Below are 18014 nucleotides of genomic sequence, written 5' to 3'. Positions count from 1 at the left end.
CCGGCACCAGGACCGAAGCCCAAGCAAACCGATACGCTGACCGATTCCAGGAGATTCGTTGATGGCCACCGCCCCCCGCAAGAGCAATGCGCGAGATGACAGGCGTGATGACAAGCCTGTCCGCAAGACGGACAAGGACCTGCCGCTGATCGAGGACATACGCCTGCTGGGGCGCATTCTGGGCGATGTGATCCGCGAGCAGGAAGGCGTGGCGGCCTTCGAGCTGATCGAGCAGGTGCGCCAGCTGTCGGTGACCTTCCGCCGCGATGCCGACGAGACCGCCGACCGCGCGCTCAAGCGCCTGCTCAAGGGCCTGACCACGGACCAGACGGTGAGCGTGATCCGCGCCTTCACCTATTTCAGCCATCTGGCCAACCTGGCCGAGGACCGCCACCACATCCGCCGCCGCGCCGTGCACGAGCGCGCGGGCAACACGCAGGAAGGCAGCATCGAAGTGGCGCTGGCGCGCCTGCGCTGGGCCGGCATCTCGGCCGGTACCGTGGCGCAGACGCTGGCCAGGAGCTATGTGGCACCCGTGCTCACGGCCCACCCCACGGAAGTGCAGCGCCAGAGCATCCTGGTGGCCGAGCGCGACATCTCCCAACTGCTGGCCGCGCGCGAGGACATCGTGGCCCGCGCCCAGCTGTACAACAGCGCCAAGGACGCGCTCACCCCGCGCGAACTCGAACGCAACGAGGCCCAGCTGCGCGCCCGCGTCAGCCAGCTGTGGCAGACACGCCTGCTGCGCTACTCCAAGCTCACCGTGGCCGACGAGATCGAAAACGCGCTGTCCTACTACGAAGCCACCTTCTTGCGCGAGATTCCCAAGCTGTATGCGCAACTGGAGCAGGAGCTGGGCAACACCCTGCCCGTGCACAGCTTCCTGCGCATGGGCCACTGGATCGGCGGCGACCGCGACGGCAACCCCAATGTCACGGCCCAGAGCCTGGAGCTGGCGCTGTCGCGCCAGGCCGACGTGGCGCTGCGCCACTATCTGCGCGAGGTGCACTACCTGGGCGGCGAGCTGTCGCTGTCCCAGCGCCTGGCCGATGTCACGCCCGAGATGCAGGCGCTGGCAGAGCGCTCGCCCGACACCAACGAGCACCGCTCCGACGAACCCTACCGCCGCGCGCTCACCGGCATCTACGCGCGCCTGGCCGCCACGCTCAAGGTGCTGACCGGCGGCGAGGCCGCGCGCCATGCCGTGGCGCCGCAGAACGCCTATGCCTCGCCCGAGGAGTTCCTGGCCGACCTGCGCGTCATCGACGACTCGCTCAGCCGCAACCATGGCGAGGTGCTGGCGCCCCAGCGCCTGCGTCCGCTGATGCGCGCCGTGCAGGTTTTCGGCTTCCACCTGGCCACCGTGGATCTGCGCCAAAGTTCGGACAAGCATGAGGAGGTGGTGGCCGAGCTGCTGGCCACCGCGCGCCTGGAGCCCGACTATTCGGGCCTGCAGGAAGACGCCAAGTGCGCCCTGCTGGTGCGCCTGCTGGAAGAGGCGCGGCCGCTGCGCGTGGTGGGCGCCGACTATTCCGAGCATGCGCGCGGTGAACTGGCCATCTTCGAGGCCGCGCGCCGCCTGCGCGCGACCCTGGGCGCCGAGGCGATACGCCACTGCATCATCAGCCACACCGAGTCGGTCAGCGACCTGCTGGAAGTGCTGCTGCTGCAAAAGGAGGCGGGGCTGCTGCGCGGCACGCTGGACGACGGCGCCGTCTGCGACGTGATCGTCGTGCCGCTGTTCGAGACCATCGGCGACCTGCGCAGCGCCGCGCCCATCATGCGGCGCTACTTCCAGCTGCCCGGCGTGGCGGCCATGGTGCAGCGCAGCGGCGGCGAGCAGGACATCATGCTGGGCTACAGCGACAGCAACAAGGATGGCGGCATCTTCACCAGCAACTGGGAGCTGTACCGCGCCGAGATCTCGCTGGTCGAGCTGTTCGACGATCTGGCCGACAGCCATGGCATCAGCCTGCGCATGTTCCATGGCCGCGGCGGCACGGTGGGCCGTGGCGGCGGCCCCAGCTACCAGGCCATCCTGGCGCAGCCCCCGGGCACCGTGCGCGGCCAGATCCGGCTGACCGAGCAGGGCGAGGTCATCGCCTCCAAGTACGCCAACCCCGAGATCGGCCGGCGCAACCTGGAGACCCTGGTGGCCGCCACGCTGGAGGCCACGCTGCTGCAGCCGACCAAGCCGGCCACGCGCGCCTTCCTGGATGCGGCGGCGTTTCTGTCCGAGGCCAGCATGGGTGCCTACCGCGCCCTGGTGTACGAGACCCCTGGCTTCACCAGCTACTTCTTCAGCAGCACGCCCATCCGCGAGATTGCCGAGCTGAACATCGGATCGCGCCCGGCTTCGCGCAAGCCCTCGCAGAAGATCGAGGACCTGCGCGCGATTCCCTGGGGCTTCAGCTGGGGCCAGTGCCGGCTCACGCTGCCGGGCTGGTACGGCTTCGGCGCGGCGGTGCAGGCCTTCATCGGGCAGCCGGGCAAGGATGGCAAGGCCCAGCTGGCCCTGCTGCAGAAGATGTACCGCCAGTGGCCGTTCTTCCGCACCCTGCTGTCCAACATGGACATGGTGCTGGCCAAGAGCGACCTGAACCTGGCCTCGCGTTATGCCGACCTGGTGCCGGACGCACGCCTGCGCCGCCGCATCTTCAGCGCCATCGAGGCCGAGTGGCACAGCACCGTCGATGCGCTGGCGCGCATCACGGGCGACAAGCAGCGCCTGGCCCACAACGAGGCGCTGGCGCGCTCCATCCGCCACCGCTTTCCCTACATCGATCCGCTGCACCATCTGCAGGTGGAGCTGGTGCGCCGCTGGCGCGGCGGCCAGACCGATGAGCGCATCAAGACCGGCATCCACCTGTCGATCAATGGCATTGCGGCCGGCGTGCGCAATACCGGCTGATCGAGGGCGCGAGCGGGCCGGGAGGCCCCTCGCGCCGCCATGCGCAGGGCGCCGGCCGGCCGCCGTGTAGGATGTGCTTCGGACAGGGGCGCATGACTCCTGCCGGGAAGTGAAGGGTGGGAGCTTATGGGCAACAAGACGCCATGGCCGGGGTTCCCGGACATGCAACTGTTCCTGACGCAGCGCCTGGCCAGGCTGGCCGGTGCCAACTCCATGCGGGCCATACGCGAAGGCCTGCTCTGGCTGGTCCCATGCCTGCTGGTCTCGGCCCTGTTTCTCATACTGTCGGCGCTGGCGCAGATGTCCGGCCAGCCCGAGCCCGTGGTGCAGCTTCTTGCGGGCCTGCATGCGCAGATCGGCAGCATCCTGCCGCTGCTGGTGGCCGCCTCCATCGGCTACATGCTCTCCATACGCCACAGGCTGCCGCGCCTGCCGGTGACCTTTCTGTGCTTTGCCCATGTGCAGATGGCCATCTTCCTGCTGCGCGAGCATCCGCGCGCGGCCGCCACGCTGGTGCTGTTCATCGCCATAGCCTCGCCCCTGATCACCGTGCCGCTGATGGCCAGGCTCAGCGCCATGCGCTGGACGCGCATTGCGCGCACGGGCTTTGTGGGCGAGAACGTACGCGAGGTGATGAACCTGGTCGTGCCCGGCTCCATCGTCGCGCTGCTGCTGGTGGTGCTGCTGCTGGGCCTGCAGCAGGTGCTGCCCGATATCACCCAGGCCGAACTGCCGCTGGCCATCGCCACCCCCGAGAGCCCCTATCGCAGCGGGCTGACGCTGACGCTGCTCAATTCCGTGCTCTGGTTCTTTGGCGTGCAGGGCTACTACGCCATGCAACCCTTCTTCCAGGTGCTGGACCAGGCCGTGCTGGCCAACGCCGCCGCCGTGGCCAAGGGGCTGGTGGCGCCCTGGGCGCTCAACGGCGGCCTGATGGGGTCCTTCGTCTTCATCGGCGGCTCGGGGGCCACGCTGTCACTGGCGCTGGCCGTGCTGCTGTTTTGCAAGGGGCGCGGCCTGCGCATGCTGGCGCTGGCCGCGCTGCCCATCTCCCTGCTCAACGTCAACGAGATCCTGCTGTTCGGCCTGCCGGTCATCCTGAACCTGCGCCTGCTCGTGCCTTTTCTGGCGGTGCCCGCCATCAACCTGGTCGTGGCCGTCACGGTGGTGCAGGCCGGCTGGGTGGCTCCGGCCTCGATGGTGCTGCCCCTGACCGCGCCCGTGGTCTTCAATGCCTACGTGAGCACGGGCGGCGACATGGGCGCCGTGGTGCTGCAACTGGCGCTGACGGTGTTGGGGGCGCTGGTCTATGCGCCTTATGTGCGCTCCATCGACCGGCTGGGCCAGGACGATGGCGCCATCGTGCTGCGCGCGCTGGACACCACGTTCTCCCGGCTGCCCGAGGAGGCAGGCCTGGTCACGCGCGATCCGCTGGTGCTGGCGCACGAGACCCAGGCCCGGCGCGAGACCATGCTGTCCCATATCCGCCGCATCAGCGAGTACGAATTCCACCTGGAATTCCAGCCCCAGGTCTCGCACCGCAGCGGCTTGTGCCTGGGCTGCGAGGCCCTGTTGCGCGCCCACGATTCGCAGGGCAGGCTGCAGCAGCCCGGCGGCTTTCTGCGCTGGCTGGGTGATGCCGGCCTGATGCGCGAGGTCGATCTGTGGGTGGCGGGCGCTGCCGTGCGCCAATGCCGGCTGTGGCGCCAGCACGGTTTTTCCCTGCCGATCAGCATCAATGTCACGGGCGCCACGCTGACATCGCCCGAGTACTGCTCGCGCCTGCTGATGCTGCTGGCGCAGGCCAGGGGCCAGGTGGGCGTGGAGATCACGGAGGAAGCGCTGGTGGGCGATGTGGAGGCGATCCGCAAGGCCATAGGCCAGATCCACGCGTTGGGCGCCAAGGTGGCCATAGACGACTTCGGCACCGGCTTCTCGTCCATGAGCTACCTGCACCAGTTCGACGTGGATGCCATCAAGATCGACCGCAGCTTCGTCGTGGCCAGCGGTCATGCCAAGGGCGCGCTGGTGCTGGACGGCCTGCTGCGCTTTTGCGAGGCGCTGCAGTTGAACGTGGTGGCCGAAGGCGTGGAGACCCAGGCGCAGCTGCAGGCCCTGGGCTTCGAGGGCGAGCTGCTGGTGCAGGGCTGGTACTTCAGCCGGGCCCTGCCGGGAGAGCAGTTGCCGCAGTTCGCCAGCGACTGCGCCGCCAGGGCAGGCGGCGAGACGGTCTGAATCCGTGCTGGTGCATCGCTGCGGCGATGCAGGGGCTCAATGCAGCATCAGGGAGCCGGCGCTCTTGCTCTTGCCGGCGCGTGCGGGCGGATTGCACAGGCCGCACTGGTAGTGGCGCTCGTTCTCGTAGGGCTCGGTCACGAACTGGCCCTTGCACACGGAGCACTGGGTGCGGGTCAGCATCTGCGCATCGACAAACTTCACCAGGCGCCATGCGCGTGTGAAGGACAGCAGCGCCTCCAGCTCGGCGGCCTGGATCTGCTCGGTATAGAGACGGTAGGCCTTGGTCAGTTGTTCAACGGCATCCAGCTCGGCGCCCTTGGACAGGTATTCGTAGATATTCAGGAACAGCGAACTGTGGATGTTCTCCTGCCAGGTCAGGAACCAGTCGGTCGAGAACGGCAGCTGGCCCTTGGATGGCGACTTGCCGGCGATCTCCTTGTACAGGCGGATCAGGCGCTCGTAGGACAGCGTGGTCTCGGATTCGAGCACCTGCATGCGTGCACCCATCTCGATGAGCATGGCGGCACGCTCGATCTGCTTGGACTCGTTCAGGACACTTTTGACGGCGGTGGACATGGCGGGCTCCAGAGTTCTTCGGGCGGATCAGAGGACTTCGGAAACGCGGCTGGCCATCAGGATGTTGGCGTGCAGCGTATTGGTCGCACCGTTGCCGATCTTGTTGCTGCTGTGGTTGGTCAGCAAGCTCCAGACCATTTCGTCGTCCACGCGGAAGCTGGCGAGCAGGGTATTGCGCGAGGCCAGCTTCAGCACCTGGGCTGCCGACAGCGCGGCCAGCAGGTCGCAGGATTCTTCGTTCAGTCCCAGGCGGAACACCGCTTCCGCCTTGTCCTGGCGGATCAGGGTCTGGGCCAGCATCAGGTAAGTGAGGTTGGCTTCGCGGATTTCGGCAAGCAGCTGTTCATTGTTCATAGGACCATCCTTTGCATCTTCTCGGCAGCCGCAACACCGGGGTAGAAACAAGATGTTCAACCTGTTGCGATCTGTTGGGATGGATTGTGGAGGAGGGGCCCTGGCCGTTGAAGTCGGGGCAGGTCTGCGCCGGATGTCTGGTTGTGAGACGGCGTTTGTAAGATTTACCTTACACCTGTAGCAAGGTTTGGATGACTCGATTTCGCCCGGCCTCTGCCGTCCGGGGGCCTGGGAGCAGGCCGCTGCAGTGGTGTTATTGCATGTCGGCCTTTTGACACAGTGCTGTCATTGTGCAGCCTCCCAGGGGCGGGCATAAGCCGAATTAGCCGCGCTCCACCGGCCTCTTCGGGTCACTGCACCACTCGCTCCAGCTGCCCGCGAAAAGCCGTGCCGGCGGCAGTCCTGCAATGCGCATGGCCAGCAGGTTGGGCAGGGCGCTCACGCCGCTGCCGCACTGGTGGACCACGCTGGCCGGATCGCGGCCGGCCAGCAGCCGGTCGAACTCGGCGCGCAGTAGGGCGGCGGGCTTGAAGCGGCCGTCGGCCGCAATGTTCTCGGTGAAGGGCCTGTTCAGTGCGCCCGGGATATGGCCGGCCACGGGGTCCAGCGGCTCGACTTCGCCGCGATAGCGTGCCGGCGCGCGCGCATCGACCACGGTCTGGCCTGCGCTGCCCAGTGCATCGAGCACCTGCTGTGCCGTCACCAGCTGCTGCAGCGGCTCGTGCAGCTCGAAGTTGGACTGAAAGCGCGCGCTTTCCTCGCCCGATGCCACAGGCTGGCCTGCGGCCTGCCAGGCCTGGAGACCTCCGTCGAGCACGGCCACATCGCCATGGCCGGCCCACTGCAGCATCCACCACAGGCGCCCGCAGTAGTTGGCGCCGTTGCGGTCATAGACCACGGCCTGCATGTCGTTGGAAAAACCGATCTCCGACAGCCACATGGCAAACAGCTCGCGGCTGGGCAGCGGGTGGCGGCCGCCCGAGGCGGCCTGCTCGCTGGCCGCCACGCTGCCATGTGCGCCGGGCACGCCGTGTTTTGCGCTGAGGTCATGGTCCAGGTCGGCGAAGACGGCGCCGGGAATATGCGCCTGCAGGTACTGCGCCTTGCCGGCCGTGGGTTGGGCCAGGTCGAAGCTGCAGTCAAAGACCATCAGCGGACGGCCGCCGGACTGCAGCGCGGCCAGTTCCTGGACGGAGATCAGGGTCTGGTAGGAGGAGGTGTTGGATGTCATGGATGCGGAACTCCGAAAGCCAGCGCAGGCGGCGGTGCGCCTGCGGCAAAAGGTCCGATCCATTATGCGACGGCCCCAGGCGGGCCGTCGCCGTCAGCCGCGTGAACGCAGGGCCGTGGCCAGGGCGCCGCTGGCCACTATCAGCACGATGCCGGCCCAGCCGATCAGCGGCACGCTTTCGCCGAACAGCGCCAGGCTCAGCAGGGCGGCAAAGACGATGCCCGAGTACTGCAGATTGGCCACCACCAGGGTATTGCGGCTGTTGCCGGCCGAAGCGTAGGCCGCCGTCATGCAGACCTGGGCCACGGCAGCCAGCACGCCCACGGGCAGCAGCCACAGCGCGCGCCAGCCCGGCCAGGCGGACACGCCCGTGAAGCACATGGCCAGTGCGCCGGCCACGGCCGAGCCCAGTGCGAAGTAGAAGACCACGCGCGCCTCGGGCTCGCCCATGCGCGACAGCGTGGCCACCTGCATATAGGCCATGGCGGCGAACACCCCGCCGATCAGGCCGCCCGCGCTGGCCACGAATTCCTGCGGCGCCGCGCTGGGGCGCAGCACCAGGATCACGCCCACGAAGCCCAGGGCCACGGTGGCGACCAGGCTCCAGGGAAACGGCGGCAGCGCGCGCAGCGCATGCGATTCGGGTTGGCGGCGCAGCTGGTGGCGCAGCAGCAGGCCCTGGCCGATCAGAAACACCGCCATCCAGATGCTGCTCATGGAGTTGAACGTGGCCGCCGTGGCCAGCGGCAGATGGCCGATGGAGTAGAACCAGGCGCCCATGGAAGTCACGCCCACGAAGCTGCGCCAGGCATGCTCGCGCGGGTAGCGCGTGGCCAGCGAAATGCCCTGGTGGCGCGCCAGCCACCACAGCGCCACCATGCTGACCAGCCCGCGGTAGAAGACGATTTCCGCCGCGTTGAAATCCTGGGAGGCGAACTTCACACACACACTCATGACCGCAAAGACGAATGCGGCCGCCACCATCCACAGGGCTTGCATATAAATGACCGGATAGAGCCGCACAAGGACCGCGGCGCTGGACGAGAAAAGGGTTGGGTTTTGTTTTTGGCGCATGCCGCCTGGCTGCGTACGGCCCAGGGCCGTGGCAGGGACACGCGCAAGGAACTGTATTGCATAAGCCAAGACATTGGACTTGCCTCGGGATGCATTGCCGCCGCCAGCCCTGCCCATTGGGCACATCAGGGCGCTTGCATTCAGAGGAGCTGGGCGGCGGGCCTGCCGCTCAATACTGACGGCCCGATGCAAGCGGCCCAATGCAGACGGCCCGCACGAATGCGGGCCGTCGGAAGAGCCGGAGCCGATCAGCGTGCGGGGACTGCGTCGCCCATCACGCCGCGATACCACTCATGGAAGTGCTGCATGCCGTCTTCCATGGGGCTCTGGTAGGGGCCGACCTCGTTGTCGCCGCGCTCGTACAGCGCCCTGCGGCCGGCGTCCATGCGCTCGCCGATCTCGTCGTCCTCGATGCAGGTCTCCATGTAGGCGGCCTTTTGCGCCTGCACGAATTCGGGCTCGAAGGCGGCGATCTCTTCGGGGTAGTAGAACTCGACCACGTTCAGTGTCCGGTCCACGGCCAGCGGGTGCAGGGTCGAGGCCGTGAGCACGTGCGGATACCACTCCACCATGATGTGCGGGTAGTAGGTCAGCCAGATCGCTCCGCGTTCGGGCAGCTCGCCGTTGCGGTAGGCCAGCAGCACGTCGTGCCACTTCCTGTAGGTGTCCGAGCCGGGCCGGGCAAAGCCGGGCGCCACGCCCACGGTCTGCACCGAGTACTCCCTGGAAAACTCCCACTGCAGGTCATCGCAGGTCACGAAGTTGCCCAGGCCCGGATGGAACGGGCCCACGTGGTAGTCCTCGAGGTAGACCTCGATGAAGGTCTTCCAGTTGTAGTTGCACTCGTGCATCTCGACATGGTCGAGCACGAAGCCCTCGAAGCTCAGCTGCTCGCGCAGCTTCATGCCGGCGAGGTCGGCCTCGATGTCGCGGCCGTTGTCCTCGAACAGCAGGCCGTTCCACTCGCGCAGCCGGTAGTTGTTCAGGTTCAGGCAGGGATCGTGGCTGAAGTGCGGTGCGCCCAGCAGCTCGCCGCTGGTGCTGTAGGTCCAGCGGTGCAGCGGGCAGACGATGTTGCCCCCCGCATGGCCCTTGCCTTCGGTCATCAGGTTGCCCCTGCCCTTGAGCATCACGGCCTGGCGGTGGCGGCAGACGTTGGAGATCAGCTCCACCTGCCCCCTGGCGTTGCGCACCAGCGCACGGCCTTCCTTTTCCTGGGGCAGGGCGTAGTAGTCGCCTATCTCGGGAACGGCCAGTTGATGGCCCACGTAGCGCGGGCCGCGTTGAAAGATGGTCTCCAACTCACGCTGGAACAGCGCAGGGTCGAAGTAGCTGGAAACTGGTAGTTGGCTTGCGGCCTGCTGCAGTTGAAGACTTAAATCAGACATGGGTGACCTGACCTAAAGACTCCCCACAGGGAGGGTGCGCGTGCGCACGGGATTGGAAAAAGCAAAACCGGCCGTTCCTGGACATGGAGACAGGCTTCACGACTTGAAAACAAGCGGCGCCCGAGGCGTCCTGTCTTGTCGGTGAGCCCGACCGCATGCCTAGGCAAGGGGCCGGTTTGGCGGGGAATGGGATTATAGCCCGTGGGGTTATTTCCGGATGCCCGGTACGTGTATTGCAAGCGGCCGATGGCGCCTGTCAAGGGCTGTCCGGTTATTGGCGGCGCGGTCGCGGAGGGACGCCTAGAATCGTCGGTTCCCCACAACGCACTGCCAACGCCACATGCCCAAGGCTGCCCCCAAGGCTCCCGCCGAGCCCACCAGTTACGAATCCGCGCTGCAGGAGCTGGAGCAGCTCATCGCGCAGATCGAGTCGGGCCAGCTGCCTCTGGAGCAGATGCTGGCCGGCTACCAGCGCGCGGCGCAGCTGCTCGGCTACTGCCGTGGCCAGCTCGACGCGGTGCAGGAGCAGGTCAAGGTGCTTGACGAGGGGACCCTGGCCCCTTGGAGCCAGGATTGAAGATTGCCATGAGTGCCCTGATGACTTCCGCTTCCGATGTTTCCCAGGCGCCGGGCCTTGGCGCGCTGGATTTTCCCTGCTGGATGAACGACCGCCTGGCGCGCACCGAAAGCGCGCTGTCCCAATGGGTGGGCGTGGATGCGCCGGCCGGCCTGGGCGAAGCCATGCGATACGCCGTGCTCGATGGCGGCAAGCGCCTGCGCCCGCTGCTGGTCTGGGCTGCGGCAGAGGCCGTGGCCGGCCTGCCGTCGGCCGCCGTGCGTGCCGGCTGCGCCGTGGAACTGATCCATGCCTATTCGCTGGTGCACGACGACATGCCCTGCATGGACAACGACGTGCTGCGCCGTGGCAAGCCCACGGTCCATGTGCAGTTCGGCGAGGCCTCGGCCCTGCTGGCCGGCGATGCGCTGCAGGCGCTGGCCTTCGAGCTGCTCGTTCCCGAGCCCGATCAGGCCGGCAGCATGCCGGACGCCCTGCAGGCGCGGCTGTGCCGGCTGCTGGGCCGTGCCGCAGGCGCGCAGGGCATGGCCGGTGGCCAGGCCATCGACCTGGCCAGCGTGGGCCTGCAGCTGAGCGAGGCCCAACTGCGCGAGATGCACCGCCTCAAGACCGGCGCCCTGCTGCATGCCAGCGTGCTCATGGGCGCGGCCTGCAAGGAGGGCGTGGATGCCCAGGCCTGGCAGGCGCTGTCCGACTACGGGCAGGCGCTGGGCGTGGCCTTCCAGGTGGTGGATGACATCCTCGACGTGGTGGCCGACTCGGCCACCCTGGGCAAGACGGCCGGCAAGGACGCGGCCAACGACAAGCCGACCTACGTCTCGCTGCTGGGCCTGGACCAGGCCCGCGCCCATGCCGACGAGCTGTGCGCCCTGGCGCACGCGGCGCTGGCGCGCAGCGGCCTGCCGGACACGCGGGCCCTGGCGGCACTGGCCGACATGGTCGTGAGCCGCACTCACTGACAATGAAGCACCCCCTGAGTCGCTTCGCGCCTTCCCCCTCTCTACCCGCTTCGCGGGGGAGGGGGACGACACCCTCGCTGCGGGGCGGCCCTTGCTCGGTGTCCCTTGGTGGGGGCGCGCTACTTGCAAGGGTGGCGTTCGATGCCACAGGCAACTGATACGAAAATATGGGCGATGGTCTTGCGGCCATCAAGATACCTAGCATGACCACGAACACCTACTCCCTGCTGCAGACCATCGACGATCCCGCGGATCTGAGGCGTCTGTCGCGTGCCGAACTCAAGACCCTGGCCCAGCAGCTGCGTGCCTATGTGCTCGACAGCGTCTCCAAGACCGGCGGGCATCTGAGTTCCAACCTGGGCACGGTGGAGCTGACGGTGGCGCTGCATGCGGTGTTCGACACGCCCTACGACCGCGTGGTCTGGGACGTGGGCCACCAGACCTATCCGCACAAGATCCTCACGGGCCGGCGCGAGCGCATGGCGTCGCTGCGCCAGTTCGGCGGCCTGTCGGGCTTTCCGCAGCGCGCCGAGAGCGAGTACGACACCTTCGGCACGGCCCACTCCTCCACCAGCATCTCGGCCGCCCTGGGCATGGCCCTGGCCGCCAAGCAAAAGGGCGAGGACCGCCGCGCCATCGCCGTCATCGGCGACGGCGCCATGACGGCCGGCATGGCCTTCGAGGCGCTGAACAACGCCGGCGTGACCGATGCCAACCTGCTGGTCATCCTCAACGACAACGACATGAGCATCAGCCCGCCCGTGGGCGCGCTCAACCGCTACCTGGCCCAGCTCATGAGCGGGCAGTTCTATGCCAAGGCGCGCGACATGGGCAAGAGCGTGCTCAAGCAGGTGCCGCCGCTGCTGGAGCTGGCCAAGCGGCTGGAGCAACAGGCCAAGGGCATGGTCGTGCCGGCCACGCTGTTCGAGAACTTCGGCTTCAACTACATCGGCCCCATCGACGGGCATGACCTGGACTCGCTGATCCCCACGCTGGAGAACATCAAGAGCCTCAAGGGCCCGCAGTTCCTGCACGTGGTCACGAAGAAGGGCCAGGGCTACAAGCTGGCCGAGGCCGACCCCGTGGCCTACCACGGCCCCGGCAAGTTCGACCCCAGCGTGGGCCTGGTCAAGCCGGCCACGCCCCCGAAGCAGACCTTCACCCAGGTCTTCGGCCAGTGGCTGTGCGACATGGCGGACAAGGACCAGCGCCTGGTGGGCATCACCCCCGCCATGCGCGAGGGCTCGGGCATGGTGGAATTCCACAAGCGCTTTCCGGGCCGCTACTACGACGTGGGCATTGCCGAGCAGCATGCCGTCACCTTCGCGGCCGGCATGGCCTGCGAGGGGCTCAAGCCCGTGGTCGCCATCTACTCGACCTTCCTGCAGCGCGCCTACGACCAGCTGATCCATGACGTGGCGCTGCAAAAACTGCCCGTGGTCTTTGCGCTGGACCGTGCGGGCCTGGTCGGCGCCGACGGCGCCACGCATGCCGGTGCCTACGACATCGCCTTCGTGCGCTGCGTCCCCCACATGAGCATGGCCTGCCCGGCCGACGAGCGCGAATGCCGCCAACTGCTCACCACGGCCTACGAGCAGGACCATCCGGTGGCCGTGCGCTACCCGCGTGGGGCGGGCGTGGGCGTGGCCCCGCTGGAGAGCCTGCAGGGCCTGCCCTTCGGCAAGGGCGAGGTGCGCCGCGAATCGGCGGCGAAGAAGGTCGCCATCCTGGCCTTCGGCACCCTGCTGTATCCCGCGCTGACCGCAGCCGAGGCGCTGGACGCCACCGTGGTCAACATGCGCTGGGCCAAGCCGCTGGACGAGGAACTGCTGCGCCAGGTGGCCTCCACGCACGAGCTCATCGTCACCGTGGAAGAGGGCTGCATCATGGGTGGCGCAGGCAGCGCCGTGGCCGAGTCGCTGCAGGCTGCCGGCATTACGCGACAGCTGCTGCAGCTGGGCCTGCCCGACGAGTTCATCGAGCACGGCGATCCCGCCAGGCTGCTGGCCCTGCAGGGGCTGGACGCGGCCGGCATCGAGGCGTCGGTGCGCGCCCACCTGGCGCCCGAGCGCGCCGTGGCCTGAAGATGGGACGGGCCTGTGCCCCGCGATGGGGCGCATCGCGCATGCCGAGCAGGACTACGCGGGGGAAAACCCCGTCCGCGCTTGCTTTGCGGCGTTTTTAGAATCGATACCACCTGATACAGTGTGAATGCACGTGCGAACGTGCGTTTTTTTTGCCGCCGGGCCCCCAAGGCAGAAGCGGCCCCTCGGAGGGGCAGCGGACCTTGCGCAGCAAGGGGTGGTGGTGGCTTTTTCTGACTGACAACACATCGCGGAGAGACATTCATGGACCGTCGTTCGATCATCAAACATGCGGGAATCGCCGGCGTGCTGGCTGTGGGAGCCGCACCCGCAGTCCACGCCCAGGAGGCGGTCCGCTGGCGTCTGGCCGCGAGCTTTCCCAAGTCGCTGGACACCATCTTCGGCTCGGCCGAAATGTTCTCCAAGACGCTCAAGGCGATGTCGGGCGGCAAGTTCGAAGTCTCGGTGCATGCGGCCGGTGAGCTGATGCCCGCCTTCGGCGTGGTCGATGGCATCCAGAACGGCACCATCGAGATGGCGCTGACGGCGCCCTACTACTTCACCGGCAAGGACTACATCTTCGCCTTCGGCTGCGCCGTGCCCTTCGGCCTGACGGCGCGCCAGATGGATGCATGGATGGAGCACGGCGGCGGCCGCAAGCTCATGGACGAGTTCTATGCCCAGTACAACATCAAGAGCCAGAGCGCAGGCAACACGGGCACCCAGATGGGCGGCTGGTTCCGCAAGGAGATCAAGTCGGTGGCCGATCTCAAGGGCCTGAAGATGCGCCTGGGCGGCGGCCTGTTCGGCGACGCCATGCTCAAGCTCGGCGTGGTCGCGCAGAACATGCCCGTGGGCGAGGTCTACCAGGCGCTTGAAAAGGGCACGCTGGATGCCGTGGAATTCGTGGGTCCGTACGACGACCAGAAGCTGGGCTTCAACAAGGTCGCTCCCTACTACTACTACCCCGGCTGGTGGGAAGGCGGCGCCGAGCTGGAGTTCTTCATCAACACCAAGGCGTATGCGGCCCTGTCGCCCGAGTACAAGGCCATGGTCGATGCGGCCTGCAACGTGGCAGCGCGCGACATGACGGCCAAGTACGACGCCAACAACCCCGTGGCGCTCAAGAAGCTGGTGGCCGACAAGACCCAGCTCAAGGCCTTCCCCAAGGACTTCATGGATGCCGGCTACAAGGCCGTCATGGAGATCATGGCCGAGCATGACGCCAAGTCGCCCATGTTCAAGAAGATCAACCAGAGCCTGCGCACCTTCCAGCGCGACCAGCTGCTGTGGGAGCGCTTCTCGGAGTTCCGCTACAACAGCTACATGACCACGGCCAAGCTGTAAGCAGGTCTGCAGCCAGCAGCACGCACAAGGACGGTCCATGCCTTCCATGCCTGCAGGCCAAGCCCGCCGTCCCCTCTGCGAAATGCAGCGGGGACGGCGGGCTTTTTTGTTCCGATGATGTATGTGGGCCGAGCTGCCAAGAGCAGTCCGGCCTTTTTTGAATGCTCTCAAGCAGAGCGAACCAGGAGGAGACAGAGATGGACAGAAGAAAAGCACTCAAGCACGCCGGTCTGGCCGGCGTATTGACTGCCGCAGCGGCGCCAGCCGTTCATGCGCAGGCGGCGGTGCGCTGGCGCCTGGCGTCCAGCTTTCCGCGTTCGCTGGACACCATCTACGGCTCTGCCGAGGTGTTTTCCAAGGCGATCAAGGAAATGTCGGGCGGCAAGTTCGAGGTGTCGGTGCATGCGGCCGGCGAGCTGATGCCCGCCTTCGGCGTGGTCGATGGCGTGCAAAACGGCACGGTGGAGATCGCGCACACGGCGCCCTACTACTTCTTCGGCAAGAACGAGGCCTTTGCCATCGGCGGCGCCATTCCGTTCGGCATGAACTCGCGCCAGCTCACGGCCTGGAACGTGGACGGCAACGGCGGCAAGCTGATGCGCGAGTTCTATGCCGAATACGGCATCGTCAACTTCCTGGGCGGCAACACCGGCGCCCAGATGGGGGGCTGGTTCCGCAAGGAGGTCAAGACGACCGAGGACATCAAGGGCCTGAAGTTCCGCATCGGCGGCTTCGCGGGCCGGATCATCGAGCGCATGGGCGGCGTGCCCCAGAACATCCCGGGTGGCGAAATCTACCAGGCGCTGGAAAAGGGCACCATCGATGCGGCCGAATGGATCGGCCCCTATGACGACCTCAAGCTGGGCTTCAACAAGGTCGCGCCGTTCTACTACTACCCCGGCTGGTGGGAAGGCAGCCTGAACCTCGAGTTCTACGTGAACCAGAAGGCGCTGGCCGCGCTGACGCCCGAGCAGCGCGCCATGGTGCAGGCCGCCTCGCACGAGGCCCATGTGGTCACCCAGGCCCGCTATGACGCGCGCAATCCCGGCGCGCTCAAGCAACTGGTGGCCAGCAAGGCCAAGGTGCTGGCCTTCCCGCAGACCGTGCTCGATGCCTCCTACAAGACCACCATGGCGGTCTATGCGGAGCTGGCCGAGAAAAACCCTGCATGGAAGAAGATCTACAGCGACTACCGCAACTTCCAGCGCGACGAGGTGCTGTGGTTCCGCTTCGCCGAGGCGCGCTACGACGCCTTCATGTCGGCGCAGAAGCTGTGAAGTCGCGGCGCCCTCGGGCGTCATGCGCGAAAGAAAGCCGGGCACTGCCCGGCTTTTTTCATGCGCGCAGGGGACCGGCGCACGCCGGGGTCCGAACGAAAAAAGGCCCCGCGGTTGCGGGGCCTTTGCTGTCCTTGAGGGAGCCTGCGATCAGCTGCCGGACTTGCTCTCGCCCGGCGTGGCCGGCTGCTCGCGCTGCAGCTGGTCCTGCAGCGCCTTGAGCGCATCGTCCTCACCGCCCGCCGGGGCCGAGGGCTCGCCAGGGGTGCCCTCGGGTGCGGGGGGCTGGTTCGCGCCGTCGCCGTTGAACATGGGGTCGTTGAAGTCGATGGCCTCGGGCATGGATGCCTCCATCTCCTGGCGCACCTTGTCCAGGTCGTACTCCACCTTCTTGTCCAGCCCGCTGGAGACGATGCCGGGGAAGATGATGATCAGGGCCACCATGACCAGCTGGATCAGCAGGAAGGGGATGGCGCCCGCATAGATCTGCATGGTTGTCACGGGCTCGGTCATCTTCTTGGTGACCTTGTCCACGTAGGCCTTGGCCGGGGCCACGCTGCGCAGGAAGAACAGCGCGAAGCCGAAGGGCGGGTGCATGAACGAGGTCTGCATGTTCACGGCCAGCAGCACGCCGAACCAGACCAGGTCGATGCCCAGCTTGTCGGCCACGGGGGCCAGCAGCGGCACGACGATGAAGGACAGCTCGAAGAAGTCCAGGAAGAAGGCCAGCACGAAGATCATGATGTTGACCACGATCAGGAAGCCGATCTCGCCGCCTGGCAGGGACACCAGCAGCTCCTCCACCCACTTGGGGCCGTCCACGCCCTGGAAGGTCAGGCCGAACATGGTCGCGCCGATCAGGATGAACATCACGAAGCACGACAGCTTGGTGGTGGACATCAGCGCCTGCTTGAGCAGGTCCATGCTCAGGCGGCCGCGCACGAAGGCCATGATGGCCGCGCCCAGCGCGCCCATGGCGCCGCCTTCGGTGGGGGTTGCCACGCCCAGGAAGATGGTGCCCAGCACCAGGAAGATCAGCAGCAGCGGCGGGATCAGCACGAAGGTCACGCGCTCGGCCATGCGGCTGAGCAGGTGCAGGCCCGTGAGCTTGTTGAACATGGCGGCAATGAAGGCCAGGGCCACGCCGAAGCACATGGACACCACGATGGTCTCGTCCAGAGCGACCTTCTCCACCACATCGCCGGACCACCAGGTGTGCAGCTGGGGCATGTACTGGGCGACCACCATCGAGGCGGCCACGCACAGCACGGTCAGCACCAGGGTGGAAGGCAGGCCGGAGTTGCCGTTGGGCTCGCGCAGCGTGCGCGCCTCGGGCGGCAGGGCGGGCACCATGGCGGGCTTGAAGATGGCTAGCACGACGATGAACAGCGCATAGAAGCCCGTCAGCATCAGGCCCGGCAGGAAGGCGCCCTTGTACATGTCGCCCACGCTGCGGCCCAGCTGGTCGGCCAGCACGATCAGCACCAGGGACGGCGGAATGATCTGCGCCAGCGTGCCCGAGGCCGCGATCACGCCCGAGGCCACCCGGCGGTCATAGCCGTAGCGCATCATGATGGGCAGGGAGATCAGGCCCATGGAGATCACCGATGCCGCGACCACGCCCGTGGTCGCCGCCAGCAGCGCGCCCACGAAGATCACCGCAAAGGCCACGCCGCCGCGCACGGGGCCGAAGAGCTGGCCCACGGTCTCCAGCAGGTCCTCGGCCATGCCGCTTCGCTCCAGTATCAGCCCCATGAGGGTGAAGAACGGTATGGCCAGCATCGTCTCGTTCTGCATGATGCCGAAGATGCGCAGCGGAAGGGCCTGCAGCAGGGCTTCGGGCAGCACGCCCAGTTCGATGCCGACAAAGGCGAAGAACAGTCCGCAGGCGCCCAGGCTGAATGCCACGGGAAAACCCACGAGCAGGAAAAGTATCAGCCCCGCGAACATGATCGGGGCCAGGTTGTGGATCACGAATTCCATGATGTCTGTTTCCCC

At 66.9% G+C, this 18014-nt stretch carries 13 protein-coding genes; 7 read left to right on the top strand and 6 right to left on the bottom strand.

What is annotated here, in order from left to right; genetic code table 11:
* Nucleotides 1–61 precede the first annotated feature (61 nt).
* Both ppc and ACF8LI_RS20440 read left to right on the top strand, forming a co-directional pair.
* Nucleotides 62–2911, top strand: coding sequence for a phosphoenolpyruvate carboxylase (ppc, locus tag ACF8LI_RS20445; RefSeq protein WP_017406380.1), 2850 nt, complete (start codon nucleotides 62–64; stop codon nucleotides 2909–2911).
* A gap of 126 nt (nucleotides 2912–3037) precedes the next feature.
* Nucleotides 3038–5146, top strand: a complete 2109-nt coding sequence (locus tag ACF8LI_RS20440; RefSeq protein WP_016448937.1) for an EAL domain-containing protein — start codon at nucleotides 3038–3040, stop codon at nucleotides 5144–5146.
* A gap of 36 nt (nucleotides 5147–5182) precedes the next feature.
* Here the strand turns inward: ACF8LI_RS20440 and flhC are convergent, their stop codons facing one another.
* The 5 genes from flhC to ACF8LI_RS20415 form a co-directional block, all read right to left on the bottom strand.
* The gene (flhC, locus tag ACF8LI_RS20435) at nucleotides 5183–5725 is read right to left on the bottom strand and encodes a flagellar transcriptional regulator FlhC (RefSeq protein ID WP_016448936.1); all 543 of its coding nucleotides are present in this window, start codon (nucleotides 5723–5725) and stop codon (nucleotides 5183–5185) included.
* A 27-nt stretch (nucleotides 5726–5752) separates the two neighbouring features.
* Nucleotides 5753–6079: a flagellar transcriptional regulator FlhD gene (flhD, locus tag ACF8LI_RS20430; RefSeq protein WP_012204159.1), complete on the bottom strand. Its 327-nt coding sequence runs from the start codon at nucleotides 6077–6079 to the stop codon at nucleotides 5753–5755.
* A 322-nt stretch (nucleotides 6080–6401) separates the two neighbouring features.
* Nucleotides 6402–7310 carry a sulfurtransferase gene (locus tag ACF8LI_RS20425; protein WP_017406381.1) on the bottom strand — a complete coding sequence of 303 codons (909 nt, stop codon included), beginning with the start codon at nucleotides 7308–7310 and terminating at the stop codon, nucleotides 6402–6404.
* Nucleotides 7311–7403: 93 nt separating this feature from the next.
* Nucleotides 7404–8309, bottom strand: a complete 906-nt coding sequence (locus ACF8LI_RS20420; protein WP_016452492.1) for a DMT family transporter — start codon at nucleotides 8307–8309, stop codon at nucleotides 7404–7406.
* Nucleotides 8310–8632: 323 nt separating this feature from the next.
* Complete coding sequence (locus tag ACF8LI_RS20415; protein WP_392412762.1) at nucleotides 8633–9772, bottom strand: aromatic ring-hydroxylating dioxygenase subunit alpha; 1140 nt, start codon at nucleotides 9770–9772, stop codon at nucleotides 8633–8635.
* Between the two features lie 340 nt (nucleotides 9773–10112).
* Between ACF8LI_RS20415 and xseB the strand changes: the two genes are divergently transcribed.
* The 5 genes from xseB (at nucleotide 10113) to ACF8LI_RS20390 (ending at nucleotide 16016) form a co-directional block, all read left to right on the top strand.
* A complete protein-coding gene (gene xseB, locus ACF8LI_RS20410; RefSeq protein ID WP_016448932.1) occupies nucleotides 10113–10349 on the top strand; it encodes an exodeoxyribonuclease VII small subunit in 237 nt (78 codons plus the stop codon).
* 8 nt (nucleotides 10350–10357) lie between these two features.
* A complete protein-coding gene (locus ACF8LI_RS20405; protein ID WP_392412760.1) occupies nucleotides 10358–11308 on the top strand; it encodes a polyprenyl synthetase family protein in 951 nt (316 codons plus the stop codon).
* A gap of 203 nt (nucleotides 11309–11511) precedes the next feature.
* A complete protein-coding gene (dxs, locus tag ACF8LI_RS20400) occupies nucleotides 11512–13392 on the top strand; it encodes a 1-deoxy-D-xylulose-5-phosphate synthase (protein WP_017405740.1) in 1881 nt (626 codons plus the stop codon).
* A gap of 264 nt (nucleotides 13393–13656) precedes the next feature.
* Nucleotides 13657–14739 (top strand): TRAP transporter substrate-binding protein, encoded by a 1083-nt coding sequence (locus ACF8LI_RS20395; RefSeq protein WP_016452489.1) that lies wholly within the window; start codon nucleotides 13657–13659, stop codon nucleotides 14737–14739.
* 197 nt (nucleotides 14740–14936) lie between these two features.
* Nucleotides 14937–16016 carry a TRAP transporter substrate-binding protein gene (locus ACF8LI_RS20390; protein ID WP_016448928.1) on the top strand — a complete coding sequence of 360 codons (1080 nt, stop codon included), beginning with the start codon at nucleotides 14937–14939 and terminating at the stop codon, nucleotides 16014–16016.
* A gap of 150 nt (nucleotides 16017–16166) precedes the next feature.
* Here the strand turns inward: ACF8LI_RS20390 and ACF8LI_RS20385 are convergent, their stop codons facing one another.
* A complete protein-coding gene (locus ACF8LI_RS20385; protein ID WP_392412758.1) occupies nucleotides 16167–17999 on the bottom strand; it encodes a TRAP transporter large permease subunit in 1833 nt (610 codons plus the stop codon).
* Nucleotides 18000–18014: the final 15 nt, after the last annotated feature.

It is taken from the genome of Delftia sp. WSY_12 (assembly GCF_043104645.1).
GTDB classification, from domain to species: Bacteria; Pseudomonadota; Gammaproteobacteria; order Burkholderiales; family Burkholderiaceae_C; genus Comamonas; species Comamonas tsuruhatensis.
The sequence above is the reverse complement of the archived record's forward strand: the minus strand, read 5'-3'. Positions and strand labels throughout refer to the sequence as shown.

Bases quoted from the DNA above. Each gene is read 5' to 3' on its own strand.
- ppc (WP_017406380.1), top strand. From the start codon at position 62: ATGGCCACCGCCCCCCGCAAGAGCAATGCGCGAGATGACAGGCGTGAT.
- ACF8LI_RS20440 (WP_016448937.1), top strand. From the start codon at position 3,038: ATGGGCAACAAGACGCCATGGCCGGGGTTCCCGGACATGCAACTGTTC.
- flhC (WP_016448936.1), bottom strand. From the start codon at position 5,725: ATGTCCACCGCCGTCAAAAGTGTCCTGAACGAGTCCAAGCAGATCGAG.
- flhD (WP_012204159.1), bottom strand. From the start codon at position 6,079: ATGAACAATGAACAGCTGCTTGCCGAAATCCGCGAAGCCAACCTCACT.
- ACF8LI_RS20425 (WP_017406381.1), bottom strand. From the start codon at position 7,310: ATGACATCCAACACCTCCTCCTACCAGACCCTGATCTCCGTCCAGGAA.
- ACF8LI_RS20420 (WP_016452492.1), bottom strand. From the start codon at position 8,309: ATGCAAGCCCTGTGGATGGTGGCGGCCGCATTCGTCTTTGCGGTCATG.
- ACF8LI_RS20415 (WP_392412762.1), bottom strand. From the start codon at position 9,772: ATGTCTGATTTAAGTCTTCAACTGCAGCAGGCCGCAAGCCAACTACCA.
- xseB (WP_016448932.1), top strand. From the start codon at position 10,113: ATGCCCAAGGCTGCCCCCAAGGCTCCCGCCGAGCCCACCAGTTACGAA.
- ACF8LI_RS20405 (WP_392412760.1), top strand. From the start codon at position 10,358: ATGAGTGCCCTGATGACTTCCGCTTCCGATGTTTCCCAGGCGCCGGGC.
- dxs (WP_017405740.1), top strand. From the start codon at position 11,512: ATGACCACGAACACCTACTCCCTGCTGCAGACCATCGACGATCCCGCG.
- ACF8LI_RS20395 (WP_016452489.1), top strand. From the start codon at position 13,657: ATGGACCGTCGTTCGATCATCAAACATGCGGGAATCGCCGGCGTGCTG.
- ACF8LI_RS20390 (WP_016448928.1), top strand. From the start codon at position 14,937: ATGGACAGAAGAAAAGCACTCAAGCACGCCGGTCTGGCCGGCGTATTG.
- ACF8LI_RS20385 (WP_392412758.1), bottom strand. From the start codon at position 17,999: ATGGAATTCGTGATCCACAACCTGGCCCCGATCATGTTCGCGGGGCTG.